The organism is Streptomyces lydicus (genome assembly GCF_004125265.1).
Taxonomy (GTDB): Bacteria; Actinomycetota; Actinomycetes; order Streptomycetales; family Streptomycetaceae; genus Streptomyces; species Streptomyces lydicus_C.
On the sequence record NZ_RDTE01000003.1, the window covers coordinates 7,706,695 to 7,723,665 of the forward strand.

10 protein-coding genes are annotated in these 16,971 nt (G+C 73.5%); all 10 read right to left on the bottom strand.

Annotation, left to right across the window (positions count from 1 at the left end):
* Nucleotides 1-27: 27 nt before the first annotated feature.
* The 10 genes from D9V36_RS36575 to D9V36_RS36620 all read right to left on the bottom strand — a co-directional run bounded on the left by D9V36_RS36575 (nucleotide 28) and on the right by D9V36_RS36620 (nucleotide 16,886).
* The gene (locus D9V36_RS36575) at nucleotides 28-2,481 is read right to left on the bottom strand and encodes a phosphoketolase family protein (protein ID WP_129297545.1); all 2,454 of its coding nucleotides are present in this window, start codon (nucleotides 2,479-2,481) and stop codon (nucleotides 28-30) included.
* Nucleotides 2,482-2,523: 42 nt separating this feature from the next.
* Nucleotides 2,524-2,733 carry a hypothetical protein gene (locus D9V36_RS36580; protein ID WP_129297546.1) on the bottom strand — a complete coding sequence of 70 codons (210 nt, stop codon included), beginning with the start codon at nucleotides 2,731-2,733 and terminating at the stop codon, nucleotides 2,524-2,526.
* Between the two features lie 169 nt (nucleotides 2,734-2,902).
* The gene (locus D9V36_RS36585) at nucleotides 2,903-7,339 is read right to left on the bottom strand and encodes a bifunctional nitrate reductase/sulfite reductase flavoprotein subunit alpha (protein ID WP_129297547.1); all 4,437 of its coding nucleotides are present in this window, start codon (nucleotides 7,337-7,339) and stop codon (nucleotides 2,903-2,905) included.
* Between the two features lie 140 nt (nucleotides 7,340-7,479).
* Nucleotides 7,480-8,712 carry an NAD(P)/FAD-dependent oxidoreductase gene (locus D9V36_RS36590; RefSeq protein WP_129297548.1) on the bottom strand — a complete coding sequence of 411 codons (1,233 nt, stop codon included), beginning with the start codon at nucleotides 8,710-8,712 and terminating at the stop codon, nucleotides 7,480-7,482.
* An 87-nt stretch (nucleotides 8,713-8,799) separates the two neighbouring features.
* Nucleotides 8,800-9,570 carry an HpcH/HpaI aldolase family protein gene (locus tag D9V36_RS36595; protein WP_129297549.1) on the bottom strand — a complete coding sequence of 257 codons (771 nt, stop codon included), beginning with the start codon at nucleotides 9,568-9,570 and terminating at the stop codon, nucleotides 8,800-8,802.
* Nucleotides 9,571-10,818, bottom strand: coding sequence for a type III PLP-dependent enzyme (locus D9V36_RS36600; RefSeq protein ID WP_129297550.1), 1,248 nt, complete (start codon nucleotides 10,816-10,818; stop codon nucleotides 9,571-9,573).
* Complete coding sequence (locus D9V36_RS36605; protein ID WP_129297551.1) at nucleotides 10,815-12,596, bottom strand: IucA/IucC family protein; 1,782 nt, start codon at nucleotides 12,594-12,596, stop codon at nucleotides 10,815-10,817. The genes D9V36_RS36600 and D9V36_RS36605 overlap by 4 nt, the downstream gene beginning before the upstream one ends.
* Nucleotides 12,596-13,873, bottom strand: a complete 1,278-nt coding sequence (locus D9V36_RS36610; RefSeq protein ID WP_129298935.1) for an MFS transporter — start codon at nucleotides 13,871-13,873, stop codon at nucleotides 12,596-12,598. Before D9V36_RS36610 ends, D9V36_RS36605 begins: the two co-directional genes overlap by 1 nt.
* A 5-nt stretch (nucleotides 13,874-13,878) precedes the next feature.
* Nucleotides 13,879-15,678 (bottom strand): IucA/IucC family protein, encoded by a 1,800-nt coding sequence (locus D9V36_RS36615; protein WP_129298936.1) that lies wholly within the window; start codon nucleotides 15,676-15,678, stop codon nucleotides 13,879-13,881.
* Between the two features lie 17 nt (nucleotides 15,679-15,695).
* Complete coding sequence (locus D9V36_RS36620; protein ID WP_129297552.1) at nucleotides 15,696-16,886, bottom strand: ATP-grasp domain-containing protein; 1,191 nt, start codon at nucleotides 16,884-16,886, stop codon at nucleotides 15,696-15,698.
* Nucleotides 16,887-16,971 lie beyond the last annotated feature (85 nt).

The window sequence follows — 16,971 nt, forward strand, 5'->3', positions numbered from 1 at the left end:
GCGGGGCCTCCCCGTCATCGGTTGCCGTCAGTCCGCCCAGGTCCAGTCGGCGACCTCCGGCAGATCGGTGCCGTGTTCCCGGATCCAGGCGTGGTGACGGGTACGGACGTCCGCCATCGCCTGCCGGAGTGCGACGGCGCGCACCCCGAGGCCAGGGACCCGGTCGATCACATCCATCACCAGCCGGTACCGGTCGAGATCGTTGCGCACGACCATGTCGAAGGGCGTGGTCGTGGTGCCCTCCTCCCGATAGCCGCGGACATGCAGATTCGCGTGGCCGGCGCGGCGGTAGCAGAGCCGGTGGATGAGCCACGGGTAGCCGTGGTAGGCGAAGACGACCGGCCTGTCGCGGGTGAACAGGGCGTCGTACTCGGGGTCGGGCATGCCGTGCGGGTGCTCTCCGGACGGCAGCAGCCGGGCCATGTCGACGACATTGACCACCCGCACCGTCAGCTCGGGCAGATGCCGGCGCAGCAGACTCGCCGCCGCCAGGGTCTCCTGGGTGGGCACGTCGCCGGCACAGGCCAGCACCACATCGGGCGTGGGGGTCTCCCCTGTTCGAGCGGAGCCGAGAGCTTGGGGAGGGGTGCCGTCCTCGGTGCCCGCCCACTCCCAGGCACCGGCGCCCCGCGCGCAGTGGGCGCGGGCCTCGTCCAGGCCGAGCCAGTCGAAGCCCGGCTGTTTGCCGGCCACGATCACATTGACGTAGTCGCGGCTGCGCAGCGCATGATCGGCCACCGCGAGCAGGGTGTTGGCGTCCGGCGGCAGATAGACCCGGACCACCTCCGGGCTCTTGTTGAGGATGTGGTCGACGAAGCCGGGGTCCTGGTGCGAGAAGCCGTTGTGGTCCTGCCGCCAGACATGGGAGGTCAACAGGTAGTTCAGGGAGGCGATGGGGCGCCGCCAGGGCAGCCGGCGCGCGGTCCGCAGCCATTTGATGTGCTGGTTGACCATGGAGTCGACGATGTGCGCGAAGGCCTCGTAGCTGGAGAAGAGCCCGTGCCGGCCGGTGAGCAGATAGCCCTCCAGCCAGCCCTGGCACAGATGCTCGGAGAGCACCTCCATGACCCGGCCGTCGTGCGCAAGGTGCTCGTCGGTGTCGAGTGTGGTGGCCTGCCAGGCCTTGCCGGTGGTGTCGTAAAGCGCTTCGAGGCGGTTCGACGCGGTCTCGTCGGGGCCCACGACACGGAAGTCGCGGCGCTCGGCGGTGGCCTCCATGACCGCTGCCAGCAGCCCGCCCAGCACCCGGGTCGGCTCGTGCAGTGTGCTGCCGCGCCTGCCGATCTCCACCGCATACCGCTCCAGCGGCGGAACGGGCAGATCGCGCAGCAGCAGACCGCCGTTGGCGTGCGGTGAGGCGCCCAGCCGGCGCGTCCCCTCGGGCACACCGGCGAGCACGTCGGGCCGCGGCCGGCCCTCGTCGTCGAACAGCTCCTGCGGACGGTACGAACGCAGCCACTCCTCCAACTGCCGCAGATGCCCCGCGTCGTCGCGTACGCCGGGCAGCGGTACCTGGTGGGCGCGCCAGGTCCCTTCGACCGGCTGCCCGTCGACCTCGTGCGGACCGGTCCAGCCCTTGGGGGTCCGCAGCACGATCATGGGCCAGCGGGGCCGTTCCGTCACACCCTCGGTGCGGGCCCGGCGCTGAATGTCCGCGATCCGGTCCAGGGCGGTGTCCATGGCGGCGGCCAGCGCCTGATGGACCGTCGCCGGGTCGTCGCCGGTGACATGGACCGGCTCGTGACCGTAGCCGCGCAGCAGGGCGTCCAGCTCGTCCCGCGGGATCCGGGCGAGCACCGCCGGGTTGGCGATCTTGTAGCCGTTGAGGTGCAGCACGGGCAGCACCGCGCCGTCGTGCACCGGGTCCAGGAACTTCGTGGCGTGCCAGGACGCCGCGAGCGGCCCGGTCTCCGCCTCGCCGTCACCGACCACACAGGCGACGAACAGCTCCGGGTTGTCGAACGCGGCGCCGTAGGCGTGGGTGAGGGAGTAGCCCAGCTCACCGCCCTCATGGATCGATCCCGGGGTCTCCGGGGCGACATGGCTGGGCACCCCGCCGGGGAACGAGAACTGCCGGAAGAGCCGGGCCATCCCCTCGCCGTCCCGGGTGACATCGGGGTACGTCTCGGAGTACGTGCCGTCCAGCCAGGAGTTGGCCAGCACGGCCGGGCCGCCGTGCCCCGGCCCCCACACGCACAGGGCGTCCAGCCCCCGGGCCTTGATGACACGGTTGAGGTGGGTGTGCACCAGGTTCAGGCCGGGCGAGGTGCCCCAGTGGCCCAGCAGCCGGGGCTTGATGTGCTCGGGTCGCAGCGGTGCCGTCAGCAGCGGATTGGCCATCAGATAGATCTGTCCGGCGGACAGATAGTTGGCGGCCCGCCAGTGGGCGTCGAGACGGTGCAGCTCGGCGGCGTCGAGGGGCCCCGGCGCTGCTGGTTCCCCGCTCGTCCCCGCCCCTGCCGAGTTCTCCGTACCGTGCATGCTCATCTCCCTGTGGTGGCGTGCAACCGGTGTCGTACCCACTCAGTCGGGCGGCTCGGGCGCCGGGTGGTCGCCCGGCTCCGCGCCGGGCGGCTCCTCCGGGGCAGGGCCGGGCTCCTCCGGTTCCGGCTCGGCCGGCCCCGGGTCGTGCGGCACCGGGTCGTGCGGCACCGGGTGCGGGTCACTGGGCACGGGACCGGGCCCCTCGGGCGGCGGTTCGGTGGTCATGGCATGGACGGTCGTCAAGGTCATGGAGTTCTCCTTCCTCCCCATCGTCCGTCCGATGCCTCCGGGCGGCCCGTTCGGGAAAGTCCCGCGGGTGCATCCGTGAAACGCTCGGTTCTTCACGCGGTGATGAAGTGGTTCATGCAGGTGATGACGGCGAAGGCGTGCGCCCTGGGCCGGCCGGCCCGCGGAGTCCTCAGTACACGTCGCGGAGATAGCGCTTCTCCGCCGCGAGCTGCTTGACGTAGCCGGCTGCCGCCTCCTTCGCCAGACCGCCGTGGGTGACGGCGATGTCCCGCAGCGCACGGTCGACGTCCTTGGCCATCCGGGACGCATCGCCGCACACATAGAAATGGGCGCCGTCCTGGAGCCAGGACCACAGCTGGGCGCCGTGTTCGCGCATCCGGTCCTGGACGTAGACCTTGGCGCGCTGGTCCCGGGAGAAGGCGGTGTCCAGCCGGGTGAGCAGCCCGTCACGGCGCAGCCGGCCCAGAGTGTCCTCATGGTAGAAGTCCGTGGCCCGGCGCTGCTCGCCGAAGAAGAGCCAGTTGGGGGCGCGGTGGCCGCGGGCCCGCCGCTCGTCGAGGAAACCGAGGAAGGGCGCGATGCCGGTGCCGGGTCCCACCATCACCATCGGGGTGGCCGGATCGGCCGGCGGCCGGAAGTGGGCGGCACGCTGGACGAACGCCGGCACCGGGCACCCGGACTCGGCATCGGCCAGGAAGGTGGAGGCGACGCCCTTGCGCGGGCGGCCCTGACGGTTTTCGTAGCGGACCACGGAGACCGTCAGCCGGACCAGGGCGGGATCGGTCAGCGGGCTCGACGAGATGGAGTACAGCCGCGGCCGCAGGCGGGTGAGGACGCCCGCCCACTCCGCCGCACCGGCCCGCACCGGGTGTTCGGCGAGCACGTCGACGGCCTGCCGGCTCCAGGCCCACTGGGCCAGCTCGCCCTTGTTGTCCGGCCGCAGCAGCTTCTTCAGGACCCGGTCACCGGTGCGTTCGGCGATCAGCCGGAGCAGCCCGGGGGTGATCCGGGCGATGTCGAGATGGCGGTGCAGGGCCTCGCCCAGCGGCAGTGTGCCGAGGCCCGCGAGGTCGACGGCGGCAGCGGGATCGAGGCCGGTGACGGCCAGCCACTCCGCGACGAGGTCCGGACAGTTCCGCGGCAGCACGCCGAGCGCGTCGCCGGCCTCGTAGCCCAGGGGCGGCCCTTCGCCGTCGCGGGTGTCGAAGGTGAACTGCCGTACCTCCTTGGCGGCCCCGGGGCGGCTGAGCAGCTGATTGCCGACGAGGCGGACGGTGGCGGGCGCGGCCTTGGAAGGGCGGGCAGGGGCCGGGGCGGCGGGAGCCGGGGCAGCGGGGGCCGGGGTGGCCTCCGGGGTGGGAAGGGCGGGGGCCGGGGATCCGGCGGTGCCGGTGTCCGCCTGTACGCCTGCCTGTACGCCCGTCTGTGCGTCCGCCTGTGCGCCCGGCTCCGTGCCGGACTCCAGAGCCGTGAGGACCTGGTCGAGCCACCGCTCCGCCGGCTGCTCGTAGTCCGGTTCGCAGTCCGTGCGCGGCGCCAGCCGCTTCGCGCCCAGCTCGGCGAGCCGGGCGTCGAGGCGGCGGCCGTGGCCGCAGAAGTCGTCGTAAGAGGAATCGCCCAGCGCGAGGACGGAGTAGCGCACACCGTCCAGCCGCGGGCCGTCCGGCGCGTTCAGGGTCTCCCAGAAGCCCGCCCCGTTGTCGGGGGCGTCGCCGTCGCCGAAGGTGCTGGTGACCAGCAGCAGATCGGCGCCGCGGGGCAGGGCGGCGGGTGCGCTGTCGGCCATGCTCTGCAGCGTCGCCTCCCGCCCGCTGCCGCGCAGCCGCCGGGCCGTGTCGGCGGCGGCCTCTTCCGCGTTGCCGGTCTGCGAGGCGTACAGGACCAGGACCGTACGGCGGGCGGGTGGGGCATCGGCGCCTTCCGCGGTGTCCGCCGGGCTCGCCGCAGGCACCGGCAGGGGGGCCGGCGCCCGCGAGAACGTCCCGGCCAGCACGCCGTTGACCCAGAGCGCGTGCTCCGGAGCGAAGGGGGCGTGGGAGGGCAGGACGGGTGTGCCGGCGGCGGTGCCGGAGCCCAGCCCGGCGAGGAAGCCGGACAGATAGCGGCGTTCGTGGTGGGCCAGCACCGGCGGGGCACTGCCGCCGAGCCGGAACACGTCGGCCAGGACCGCCACCGCCCCCTGGGTGTCGGGACCCTGGCCCTTACGGGAGTCCGGGCCCTTACGGGAGTCCGGGCCCTTACGGGAGTCCAGGCCCGTAAGGGAGCCCTGGTTGGTGAGGGAGCCCCGGCCCGTACCGGCGTCCGGCCCCCGACGGGAACCTCGGCCCGTATCCGAGTCCCGGCCTGCACCGGCCGCGTCCGCGCCGTCCGTACGCGCCGTACCCGCCCCTCCCGGCCCGTGCCCCGTCTCGCCCGCCACCCTGGCCAACGACACCGCGCACGCCTTGAACTCGGGCTGGAAGGAGACCGGGTCGACCGCGTCATGGGTCACCGCATTGACGCTGAGGTATTCGCCGAACAGGTCGTTCCAGTGGAACGGTGCAAAGCAGTTCCCGGGCCGTACCCGGTCGGTCGGCACGGCGGGCAGCACCGCCCGGCCGCGCCGCGAGGCGACCTCGACGGGGTCGCCCTCGACGATGCCCAGTGTCCGGGCGTCGTCCGGATGGAGCTCCACGAAGGGGCCGGGGTTGAGCTTGTTCAGCTGGGCGACCTTGCCGGTCTTGGTCAGGGTGTGCCACTGGTGCGGCAGCCGCCCGGTGTTCAGCACATACGGGAAGTCGTCGTCCGGCAGCTCGGCCGCCGGGAGGTGCGGACGGGCGAAGAAGGCGGCCCGGCCACTGGCGGTGGGGAAGGACAGCCGGGGACGGGTGCCGTCCGGCCGTTCCCGCAGGGTCTGGCTGCTGCCGTCGTTGAGGTAGCGCACCGGGTTGCGGTTGGGGCCGTCGGCGGATGCGCTGGGCCACTGCACGGGGGCGTGCCGCAGCCGCTCATAGCTCACCCCGCGCAGGTCGTAGCCGGTGTGCGGATTCCAGGCGCGCTTGATCTCCTCGAATATCTCCTCCGCGCTCTCGTACGAGAAGGCGTCCTCGTAGCCCATCTCGCAGGCGATCCGGGCGATGATCCGCCAGTCCGGCCAGGCCTCGCCGGGAGGATCTACGGCCTGCCGCACCAGCGTCAGATTGCGCTCCGAATTGACCATCACGCCCTCTGACTCGGCCCACATGGCGGCCGGCAGCACCACATCGGCGTAGGCGTGGGTCTCGGTCTCCGCGAAGACGTCCTGCGAGACGACGAACTCGGCCGCCTCCAGCCCCTCGATGACCGTCCTGCGGTTGGCGACCGAGGCGACGGGGTTGGTGCAGATGACCCAGCACGCCTTGATGTCCCCGTCCGCCATCCGCCGGAACATCTCGACGGTCCCCCGGCCCCCTTCGCCGGCCCGCAGCGTCCCCGGCGCAAGGCCCCACAGCTCTTCGACGAAGGCCCGGTCGCCGGGCACCAGCGTCGAGCGCTGGCCGGGCAGCCCCGGGCCCATGTAGCCCATCTCGCGGCCGCCCATCGCATTGGGCTGGCCGGTGAGCGAGAAGGGGCCGCTGCCGGGGCGGCAGATGGCGCCGGTCGCCAGATGCAGGTTGATCAGGGCGTTGGTGTTCCAGGTGCCGTGGGTGCTCTGGTTCAGGCCCATGGTCCAGCAGCTCATCCAGTCCCCCGCCGCACCGATCCACTCGGCGGCCCGTCGGAGGTCCCCCTCCGGTATCCCGGTGATCTCCGAGACCACCGAGGGCGGATAGTCCCGCAGGAAGTCCGCCATCGCCTCCCAGCCCTCGGTGTGCTCGGCGATGAACTCCTTGTCGACGGCGCCGTTTTCGACCAGCAGCTGCAGCAGGCCGTTGAGCAGCGCCAGATCCGTACCCGGCGCGATCTGCAGGAACAGATCTGCCTTGGCGGCGGTGGCGGTGCGCCGGGGATCGACGACGATCAGCTTGGCGCCCGCCTTCACCCTCTCCCGCATCCGCAGGAAGAGGATGGGATGGCAGTCGGCCATGTTCGAGCCGATGACGAAGAAGACCTCGGCGTGCTCGAAGTCCTGGTACGAGCCGGGCGGGCCGTCCGCGCCCAGCGACAGCTTGTAGCCGCTGCCCGCGCTCGCCATGCACAGCCGCGAGTTGGACTCGATGTGCCGGGTGCGGACGAAGCCCTTGGCGAGCTTGTTCGCCAGGTACTGCGCCTCCAGGGTCAGCTGCCCGGAGACGTAGAGGGCGAGGGCGTCCGGGCCGTGCGCGTCGACGATCTCGCGCAGCCGCCCGGCGGTCCGCTTGATCGCGGTGTCCATCGCCTCGGCCGTCGGCTCGTCACCGCGGCCCGCGCGCACCAGGGCACTCGACAGCCGCCCCGGCGCGGCGAGCAGTTCGGCGCTGGTCGCGCCCTTGGTGCACAGCCGCCCGCCGTTCGCCGGGTGGGCCTTGTCCCCGGCCGCCTTGCGGACCGTCCGCCGCCCGTCCGGCCCCGTCGCCACGTCCAGCACGATCCCGCAGCCGACGCCGCAGTACGAGCATGCCGTCCGCACCTGCGTGATGCTCTCGGCCGGCGGTTCCGGTGCGGTCACGGGTGTCCCCTTCGTGGTCGGATGCTCCGTCCACGGTAGGAATCGCCCGTTAACCGGGTGTCACGCCTGGTGATCATCCGTCGTTACGGCGGCCACACAGTCGCCGGCCGCGCCCCGTGAGAACGGCCGGCGGCCGCCGCTCAGGGGACGAGCGCGTCCAGCGGTACGTCCGTGTCGGCCAGCCGCTCCGGGTCCACGGCCTGCCCGCTCGCCACCAGGGCCCGGATCGGCTCGGTGACGTCCCAGACGTTCACATTCATCCCGGCCAGCACCCGGCCGCCGGACAGCCAGAAGGCGATGAACTCACGGGCGGCCCTGTCGCCGCGGAAGACGACCCGGTCATACCCCTCCGGCCCGACGTACCCCGTGTACTCCATGCCCAGGTCGTACTGGTCGGTGAAGAAGTACGGCAGCCGGTCGTAGCGCACCTCCCGGCCCAGCATGGCCCGGGCGGCGGTCTGCGGCTGGTGGAGGGCGTTGGCCCAGTGCTCGACGCGCAGATGCCTGCCCAGGAGGGGGTGGTAGGCGCTCGCGACATCGCCGGCGGCGTAGATGTCCGGGTGGGAGGAGCACAGCTGCTCGTCCACGACGACCCCGTTGTCGACCTTGAGCCCGGCCGCGGCGGCCGGCTCGCTGTTGGGGGTGATGCCGATGCCGACGATGACCGCGTCGGCCGCGATCCGGGTGCCGTCGGCCAGCCGTACCCCGTCCACCGCACCGTCCGTGCCGGTGATCTCCGTGACCTGGGTGCCGCAGCGCAGCGCGACGCCGTGCCCGGTATGGAGATCGGCGAAGATCCGGGCGACCTCGGGGCCCAGCACCCCCAGCAGGGGCAGCGGCGCCGACTCCAGCACGGTGACCTCGGCCCCGGCCGCCCGCGCGGCGGCCGTGGTCTCCAGCCCGATCCAGCCGCCGCCGATCACCACGACCCGGGACGCGGAGCGGAAGACCTCCTTGAGGCGGTCGCTGTCCGCCAGCCGCCGCAGCGTGTGGACCCCGTCGAGGTCGGCGCCGGGCACCGGCAGCGGGCGGGGGGTGGAGCCGGTGGTCAGCAGCAGCTTGGCGTAGCCGAGCCGGCTGCCGTCGGCGAGGGTCACCTCGTGGGCGGCCGGGTCCAGCGCCGTGACGGCATTGCCGGTGCGCAGATCGACGTCGTGTTCGGCGTACCACTGCGGCGGGTGGACGTACACCTTCTCCTTCTCGGAGGTGCCCAGGAGATAGCCCTTGGACAGCGGCGGACGCTCATAGGGACGCTCGCGTTCGTCACCCAGCAGGACCACCGGGCCCTCGAAGCCCTCCGCCCGCAGGGTCTCCGCGGCCTTCGCGCCGGCCAGCCCCGCTCCCGCGATGATGAATGCCGTGTTCTGGGCCATGTCCCGCTCAGCTCCTTCGGACGATCGGTTACCCGGTCATCAGTTACCCGCCCGGGACCGGTGCGGGTACCGCCGAAGGAGTTGCCGTCAGTTCCGCCCGGCGGTCCGCTCCAGGTGTCCCCGCAGCGCCCGCGCCGTCAGATCGCGGTCCTCGCCCACGACGAAGGCCCGGACGCCGTCGGCGCGCCACTCGGCGCGGCGCTCCGGCGTGGTGGACATGGCGCAGAAGGGCACCTCGTGACGGGCGCAGGCGCCGCGGAGGCTCTGGACCGCTTCCCGGACGCGGGGGTGCCGGACCTGCCAGGGCACCCCGTAGGACTGGGAGAGATCGCCGGGTCCCGGCAGGACCAGGTCGACGCCGCCGGGGGAGAGGATGTCGTCGATCGCCTCGACCCCCTCGGCGTCCTCGATGAGCGCCACGATCATGATCTCCTCGTTGGCCCGGCGGAGGTAATCGGCCGGGTCGATGCGGCCGAAGCCGGGGCCGCGGCCGCCGTTGAGGGAGCGCATGCCCTCGGGTGCGTAGCGGGCGGCGCGGATCGTGGCGTCGATGTCCGCGCGCTCCCGGACGTGCGGGACGACGATGCCCATCGCCCCGGCGTCCAAGGCGCGCAGCACCGCGCCGGGATCGGCCTCGGGGACCCGGACGAAGGGGGTGAGCCCGCTCGTCTCGGCGGCCCTGATGAGGTTTTCCAGCCGCTGTGGGTCGACGAGCGTGTGCTCGGTGTCCAGGATGACGAAGTCGTAGCCGGCGCAGCCGATCATCTCGACCATGGTGGGCTCGGGCAGCGTGCTGAACAGCCCGTACGCCTCCTCGCCCGCGGCGAGTCTGCGCCGGACCTCGTTGGCGCGGAGCACTCAGACCTCCCCGGCCGCAGCGGGCCCGCCGGCACCGAGGAAGTGGAAGCCGGGGCGCGGGTGCATCAGGAAGTCGTGGTGCGAGATGTTCCAGGCGTACGCCCCGGCCACCCCGAACACCACCCGGTCACCGGCCCGCAGCCCCGGCGCCGGGACGTTGCGGGCGAGGACGTCCTTGGGGGTGCACAGCTGCCCGGTGACGGAGACCCGGTCGCCCTGCGCCGCCGACCGCGGCCAGGGGTGCGGCCAGGGCGCGTCGGACGGCAGGACCGTGCAGGGCTGGTCGTGGCCCTTGGTCGCCGGGGTGCGCAGATGGTGGGTGCCGCCGCGGACCACGGCGAACTCCTCGCCGTGGCTGTGCTTCACATCCAGCACCTCGGTGGCGTACCAGCCGCAGTACGCGGTCAGTGCACGTCCGGGCTCGATGCGCAGGGTGAAGCCGGGGTGGGCGTCGGCGAGCCGCGCCAGGCCGGCGCCGTACGCCGCCCAGTCGAACCGGCGCTCCGGCGCGGCGTAGTCGACGGCCATGCCGCCGCCGATGGTCACCTCGGAGAGCGGTATCCGGTGGTGTGCGGCCAGGGCGGCGGCCCACTTCACGATGGCCTGGGACACCGCGAGCTGCTCGGGTGCCTCCAGGCCGCTGGCCAGGTGGGCGTGGATACCGCGGAGTTCGAGCTGCGGGTAGGTGCTGTCCGTGAGCAGGGTGACGACCTCACCGGCCTGGTCGGGGTCCAGCCCGAAGGGGGTGGGGCGGCCGCCCATGGCGAGCGAACTGCCGTCCAGGGAGCCGTCGTCGACCGGGAGGTTGAACCGGGCCAGCACCGCGATCCGGCGCTGCGGCGCGAGGCGGGCGGCCAGGCTCGCGAGCATGTGGAGCTCGTAGACGCTCTCCACGTGGAAGCGTTCCACACCCAGCTCCAGGGCCTGGGCGACCTCGGCGGGCGTCTTGCCCGGTCCGCCGAAGGCGAGCGGCGCGTCCGGCACGGCCTTGCCGACGTGCGCCAGCTCGCCGCCCGAGGAGACCTCGTAGCCGTCCACGTACGGGCGCAGCGCCGCCAGGATCTCCGGCTCCGGGTTGGCCTTGGCCGCGTAGTACAGCTCGACGCGCTCGGGCAGCGCGGCCCGGACTTCGGCCAGATGCGCGCGCAGCGCCGTCAGGTCGTAGAGGTAGGCGGGCAGTTCCCCGGGCGCGAGGGCCAGGGCGCGGTCGCGGACGCCCGGGGTGAGGGCGGGGGCGGGAGTGGTCATCGGGCGCTCCAGGGGGTGGTGTCGTCGGTGCGCACGGCGCCCGACAGAACGGCCTCGGCCAGCGGCGAGGGCAGCAGGACATAGCCGGCCTCACGGTCGGCCTTGCGCTCCCAGCGGGTGAGCAGATTGGCCTTGGCGGGCAGCGGGACGCCGGCCAGCAGGGCGGCCAGCCGCGGCGGGCAGCCGTACCGGTCCGCGTGGGTCTGCAGGGTGCGGCGGACCTGCGCCCACAGCTCCGTCTCGGTGTCCGGGTGCAGATCGGCGAGCGCGGCCAGCATCTCGGCGACATGGTTGACCAGCAGGCAGTACACCACCCGGTCCCAGCCGCGCTGGGCGTCGTAGGTCATCGGCGCCGCGACCTGCTCGGGCAGCGATGCCAGCAGGCCGGCGTGGTGTTCGGGGACGAGCTTGGTGCCCTCCAGGTCGCGGAAGAGGACCTGCGCCGGCATCCCGTCGCCGTCGACGCAGACCAGCACGTTCTGCAGATGCGGCTCCAGCACCAGGCCGTGGTCGAAGTAGGCGGCGAGCACCGGCGGCACCAGCAGGTTGAGGTAGGCGGCCCACCACTCCAGCGCGGCCTGCGGGGCGGCGCCGTCCAGGAGGCGGGAGATGTGCGCGTCGCTGGTGGGGTACTCGTCGGCGACCGCGCCCGCCAGCAGCGGGGTGGTGCCCGGCAGCAGCCGCTGGGACAGGCCCTCGCGGACGATGACGCCGAAGCCCTCCAGCAGCTCGGTGTCCGGGCGGCCGTCCGCGCCGGGCAGCGCGAGGCTGCGGTAGGCGGGCTCCCTGAGCACCGCGGCGCCGGGGAACCGGGTGGCGAGATCGGTCAGCGCGGGCGCCAGCAGCCGGGTGAGGGCCACCGCCCCGGACAGCTCGTAACTGGCGTTCTTCCGGAGGCAGTTGGTGATCCGGACGTTCAGGCTGAACTTCAGGAAGGTGTCGCCGTCGTAGAGCGTGCGCACCGACGCGGTGGCGGCGAACGGCGTCTCGCTGCTGCCCAGGACGCGGATGTCGTCGTGCTCCAGCGCCTCGGCCAGGCCCGCGTGGTCGCGCAGCAGCTCGTACTGCCAGGGGTGGACGGGCAGCAGCCGGTAGCCGTCGGGGACATCGGCGTGCAGCGCGTCCAGCGGGGCGGTGGCGCCGTCGCCGGAGCCCTCCTCGGCGATCAGCTCCTCGCGCACGGCGAGCAGCAGCAGCGGGAAGACCGCCCCGGTCTCGGGGGCGTAGGACTGCCAGGCGGTGGGGTCGCCGGTGCGGGCCTTGGGGGTCGGGTGGAAGCGGTGGCCCAGGAGCAGCGACTGCTCGGAGGCGACGTAGGCGGCCTGCCAGTCGTCCGCACCGGCTGCCGGGGCGGCCGGGTCCTGCTCCGTACGGGCCGCCAGCGCGGCCGAGACGGCCTGGTGGCTGGAGGCGATCTGGTCCAGGAACTCCTCGTTGTCGACGCCGGTGCGCAGGGACAGCTCGGCGTGCACGTACTCGGCCAGCCGGCGCCAGCCGACCTCGGCCCAGCCGTCGGCGGTCTGCTCGGACACCGGTCCGGTGAACCGGTGCGCGCCGAGCAGCGAGGTACGGCGCAGCGCGACCCGCAGCAGCACTCCGCGGCGCGGCAGCCGCAGCAGCAGCCGGCCGTGGTCGACGGCGGTCTGGTGCTCGGGTCCGGACACCTCCCGCAGCAGGCAGTTGAGCAGGGTGTGCGCGACGGCCTGGTCCGCGGTGGGCAGCGCGGCGGGGGCGGCGCAGTCCGCGGCGGGGGCGGGCGAATTGGTCAGCGAGGGCATCACAGGCTCCTGCGGGTGCGGAGAGTACGGGGAAGGCGGGGGAGGACGGTCGCCACCACGGTGACCAGCGCTATCGCGGTGCCGGTCAGGACGGGCGCGGTGGGGCCGAACCAGTCGTTGCCGGCCGCGGCGGCCACACCGGCGGCGACCGCGCCGGCCTTGGAGAAGAATTCGATCGAGCCGAACAGCCCGCCGGGGGCACGGCCCTTGGCGCAGTCGGCGGCCAGCACCGACATACACACCAGGCCCAGGGTGAGGCCGGCGCCGAGCACCAGACGCACCGCGACGAAGGCGGTGAGCGAGTGGGCGATCCCGTGCCCGGCCAGGCCCAGCGCGATACAGCCGAAGCCGAGCGCTATGCCGGTCCGGGGGCGGCTGCGGAAGAGCGAGTGCACCGGGATCGCGGCGACCAGGTAGCACATGTGAGGGAGGGCGAAGAGGACACCGGACACCATCGGTCCGGTGCCGGGTATCCGCTCCTTGATGAGGGAGATCAGGTACGGGAAGGAGATGACGGTGGAGAAGACGAAGGCGAACTCGATCGCGTACAGGGCCCGCAGGGAAGCGGCCGGGGCGCGCCCCGACGGCTCGGCCGCGGCCTCGACCACCGGCGTTCCGTCCGCCTCGGTCTCCGCGGTGGTGGCCTGCGGCGGCGCGGACCGGGACCGCGGCGGCTCCGGCAGCGCCGCCAGCATCACGGCGGCGGCCAGCGGCAGCACGGCCAGCAGCGCGTACTGGCGGTGCGGCGAGAGCCACGGCGTCAGCGAGCCGACCACGATCGGGGCGCACACCAGCGCCGCGCGGGCGCTGCCCTGCATCAGCGTCAGCGCCCGGGACAGCGCATGGCCCTCCAGCGCCGCTCCCAGATAGCCGTTGGAGGCGGCGAAGGTCCCGCCCAGTACGCCCTGGATCACCAGGGCGGCGGCGAAGGTGCCGATCGAGTCGGCCCAGCCCGCCAGCAGGAACGCCGCGGCGAGCCCCAACTGCGCCCGCAGCAGCAGCCGTTTGCGGCCGAACCGGTCCGCGAGCCGCCCCCACAGCGGCGCGCCGATGGCGCCGAAGATGGTGGGCACGACGTAGAGCAGACCGGCCCAGCGGGCGGCGCCGTCGCCCAGCTCGGGCAGGATCTCGGTGAGGTACGGCGGCAGCCCCAGCGCGGCGAACGAGGCCACGAAGTAGCAGCCGGCCACGGCGAACACCTGGCGGCGGGCGAGCCCGGGGCTGACCTTCGTCTCGACGGCATGCGGTTCGACCCGTGCGGCGGTAGCGGTTTTCATCGGGCTCATCGGGACATCCCCGTCGGCAGCAGATAGTTGGGGCCGGTGGTGTAGTGCTTGTTGATGTCGGCCGCGCCGGACCGCTCCTTGGACAGCAGGGTGCCCGCGCTGACCATCGCCTTGACCGGCAGCTCCGGGGCGTCCAGGACATGTGCGCGCAGCGCGGCGCCCGGCCCGCCCGGCGCGGTGCCCAGGCGTGCGACGGCCTCGGCGAGCCGGTCGCGGACCAGGCCCAGCAGCCGGTCGAGCGGCGCCCGTCCGTGCCGGGCCAGCCCGAAGGCGTAGGAGCCCGCGCACAGATGGAGGGTGATGGTGGTGAACAGGTCCAGCACCGGCCGGTCGTGGTCCGCGAAGATCCGCGGATCGGCGAAGTCCGCGGGGTCCGGGGCGTCCTCGCCCAAGGTCTCCCGCAGCCGTACGGCGTTGATGCGCGGCGCGTCGTTGTCCTTGAACAGCAGCCGCAGCCGGGCGCCGTGCGCCGCCTCGTCCAGGACCAGCGAGATGTTCTGCTGATGCGACTCCAGGCCGAAGCCGTAGCCGAACAGGGTGGTCTGCCAGTCGAAGAGCAGGGTGAGCACGGCGTCCAGCAGGGCCAGGGGATCACCGCCGTAGAAGCGGTCGGCGAGCTCGTCGATCACCAGTCGTCCGCCGGGCGCCCGGCCCAGCAGCGCGGCCATCGGCACCACGGCGCTGCTGTCCAGCCCGGCCGGGTAGCGCCGGCACAGCACGGCCAGCAGCTCATGGCCGGCGTGTGCGTAGACCGTCTCGTCGGCCTGCAGGATCGATTCAGCGAACCGTGGTTCGCGGGCGATCACCTTGTCCAGCAGCCGCTGGCCCTCGGCGCCGTCGATGAGCGTACGGGGCTTGATGGTGCGCCGGTTGCGCAGCCCCAGCGTCGCGGTGGCCAGCGGCAGCTTCAGATGCAGCCGGGGGTCGGCGTCCACCGCCACGGTCCGCATCGACAGGGTCGGCACCGCCCGGAGCAGGGCGCGCCCGGACAGCACCGCCTCGCCCTCCAGCCCCGTCTCGCGCAGCGCCTCGTCCAGCGGGCCGCCGAGCGTCAGCGGGTGGACGGGCAGCGCGAGATGGCTGTCGTCGAGGTGCGGCAGCTCCAGCTCGGCCGGCGTCGGCCAGCAGCCGGGCAGCGCCGCGGTGCCGCCCGCGACGGTCATCGCGGAGCGCGGTACGGCCAGCCAGCGCAGCGGGAATTCCGGGTGGAACTCGGGGGCGTAGGACCGCAGGTGGTCCTCGTCCAGGCCGGAGCGGCCCCGCGAGGTCGGGTAGACGGGGTGGTCGAGGCGCGCGGCGAGGGTGTCGTAGGCCAGGCCGCCGTCCACTCCCTGCCAGGCACCGGCCGAGGGGCCATGGCGCTCGGTCAGCAGCTGGTCGACCTCGTCCCGGGTGCGGGTGTGCAGCCGCATCGTCTCCAGGGTCTGCCGGCACTCCTCGGCGAAGGCGTCGAAGCCGGGACGGTCGGCCGGGCCGGCGAGCGCACGCAGCGCGGTGAGGGCGGCGTCGAGCGAGGTGAGCCGGGCGCCGTCGGATTCGCGGACCAGCAGCGGCAGCCGGGCCGCCCAGGTGCTCTGGTAACCGTCCGCGCCCAGCGGCAGCAGCAGGGCGCCGGCGTCCGGGCCGGCGGGCAGCCGCAGCCAGGGGCCGTCCGGCCGCTCCAGCAGCGTGCCGCGGGTGCGCAGACCCACCACGTCCTCGCGCAGCAGCGCGCTCAGCACCCGCAGCAGCAGTTCGGACTCCTCGGCCGCGCCGGCCGTCTCCTGCCCGGCCGGAGCGGCGGTGAGGCCGGCCATGAGGTCGGGGGAGACGGTCATGACGAGATCTCCCAGCGCTCAGCGGCGAAGAAGCCCTTCGCGGCCCGGTCCAGGGCGCCGGGGTCGGTGCCGGTGGCCCGCAGGACGCCGAGGTAGTCGCGGTTGGTGCGGTAGTGCGGGTGCTCGGTGCCGACCGCGCGCAGCGGCCGGTAGGCCAGCTGTACGCCGTCCGTCTCGCGGTCCGTGGCGGCGGGCGCGGCGGTGAGCGTCCCGGCCCGGTCGGCGAGGGCGTACTCCACCCGGCCCGCGCCGTCCTGCCGGGCACCGAGATCGGCGGGCAGCGGCTCGCCGAGATGGGTGCGCAGGACGTGCTCGAACAGCTCGATGCCCAGGACCCGGGCGAGCAGCAGATCGCACTGGTCGCCGATGACGCGGTAGTTCACCTCGATGAGCCGCGCCCGGCCCTCGTGCACCACGAACTCGGTGTGGCAGGCGCCGAACCCGACGCCCAGCGCGTCGAGTTGGGCCAGCACCTGGGCGGCGACCGGCTCCGGGTGGGCGGCGACGAAATCGTGCCGCTCCTCGATGAAGGACGGCGGCGCGGAGAGGGTGGTGTGGAAACCGCCCAGGACGTGGCGCAGCCGGCCGTCACCGAGGGTTTCCAGCGTGTACAGCTCGCCGGCCAGGAACTCCTCGGCGACCAGCGCCGCCTCCGGGCGCCGGGCCTGTATCTCCTTGGCGCGCGCCACCAGTTCCTCGGGACTGTCGGCCCCCCTCACGTCCTCGCTGGCCACGCCCTCGCGGGGTTTGACGACACAGGGGTAGGGGAGCCCGGCGGCGGTGAGCGCCGAGGGGTCCTGCCCGGGGGCGAGCTCCACGGACCGCACGGTGTCGGTGCCGGACGCGGCGAGGTGGCGGCGCATCTCGGCCTTGTTCTTGGCGCGCAGCGTGGCCCGCCAGTCCTTGCCCGGCAGCCCGAAGTACTCGGCGGCCAGGGCCGCCTGGGTCTGCAGGTGGTCGCTGTTGGTGAAGACCGCGGCGGCCGGGTGGTGGGTGGCGATGCGGGTGATGACGGCACGGAAGTCACGGACGTCGCACTCCAGGACCTCTGCCCGGCAGCCGGTGCGCCGGTGTGCCTCGGGCTGGTCCGTCAGCAGCGTGACCTCGAGGCCGAGGCGGGCGGCGGCGGGGAGGAATCCCTCGGTGACCGAGTCGGTGGGGTTGAGAGCGAGCAGGTACATCCGCATGGGCGGGGCCCTTCAGGTTCAAGGGTGGTGCGGGGGACGTCGAGGACGGGGACGGGCCGTGGGGACGGCGGCCCACCCCCGTTGC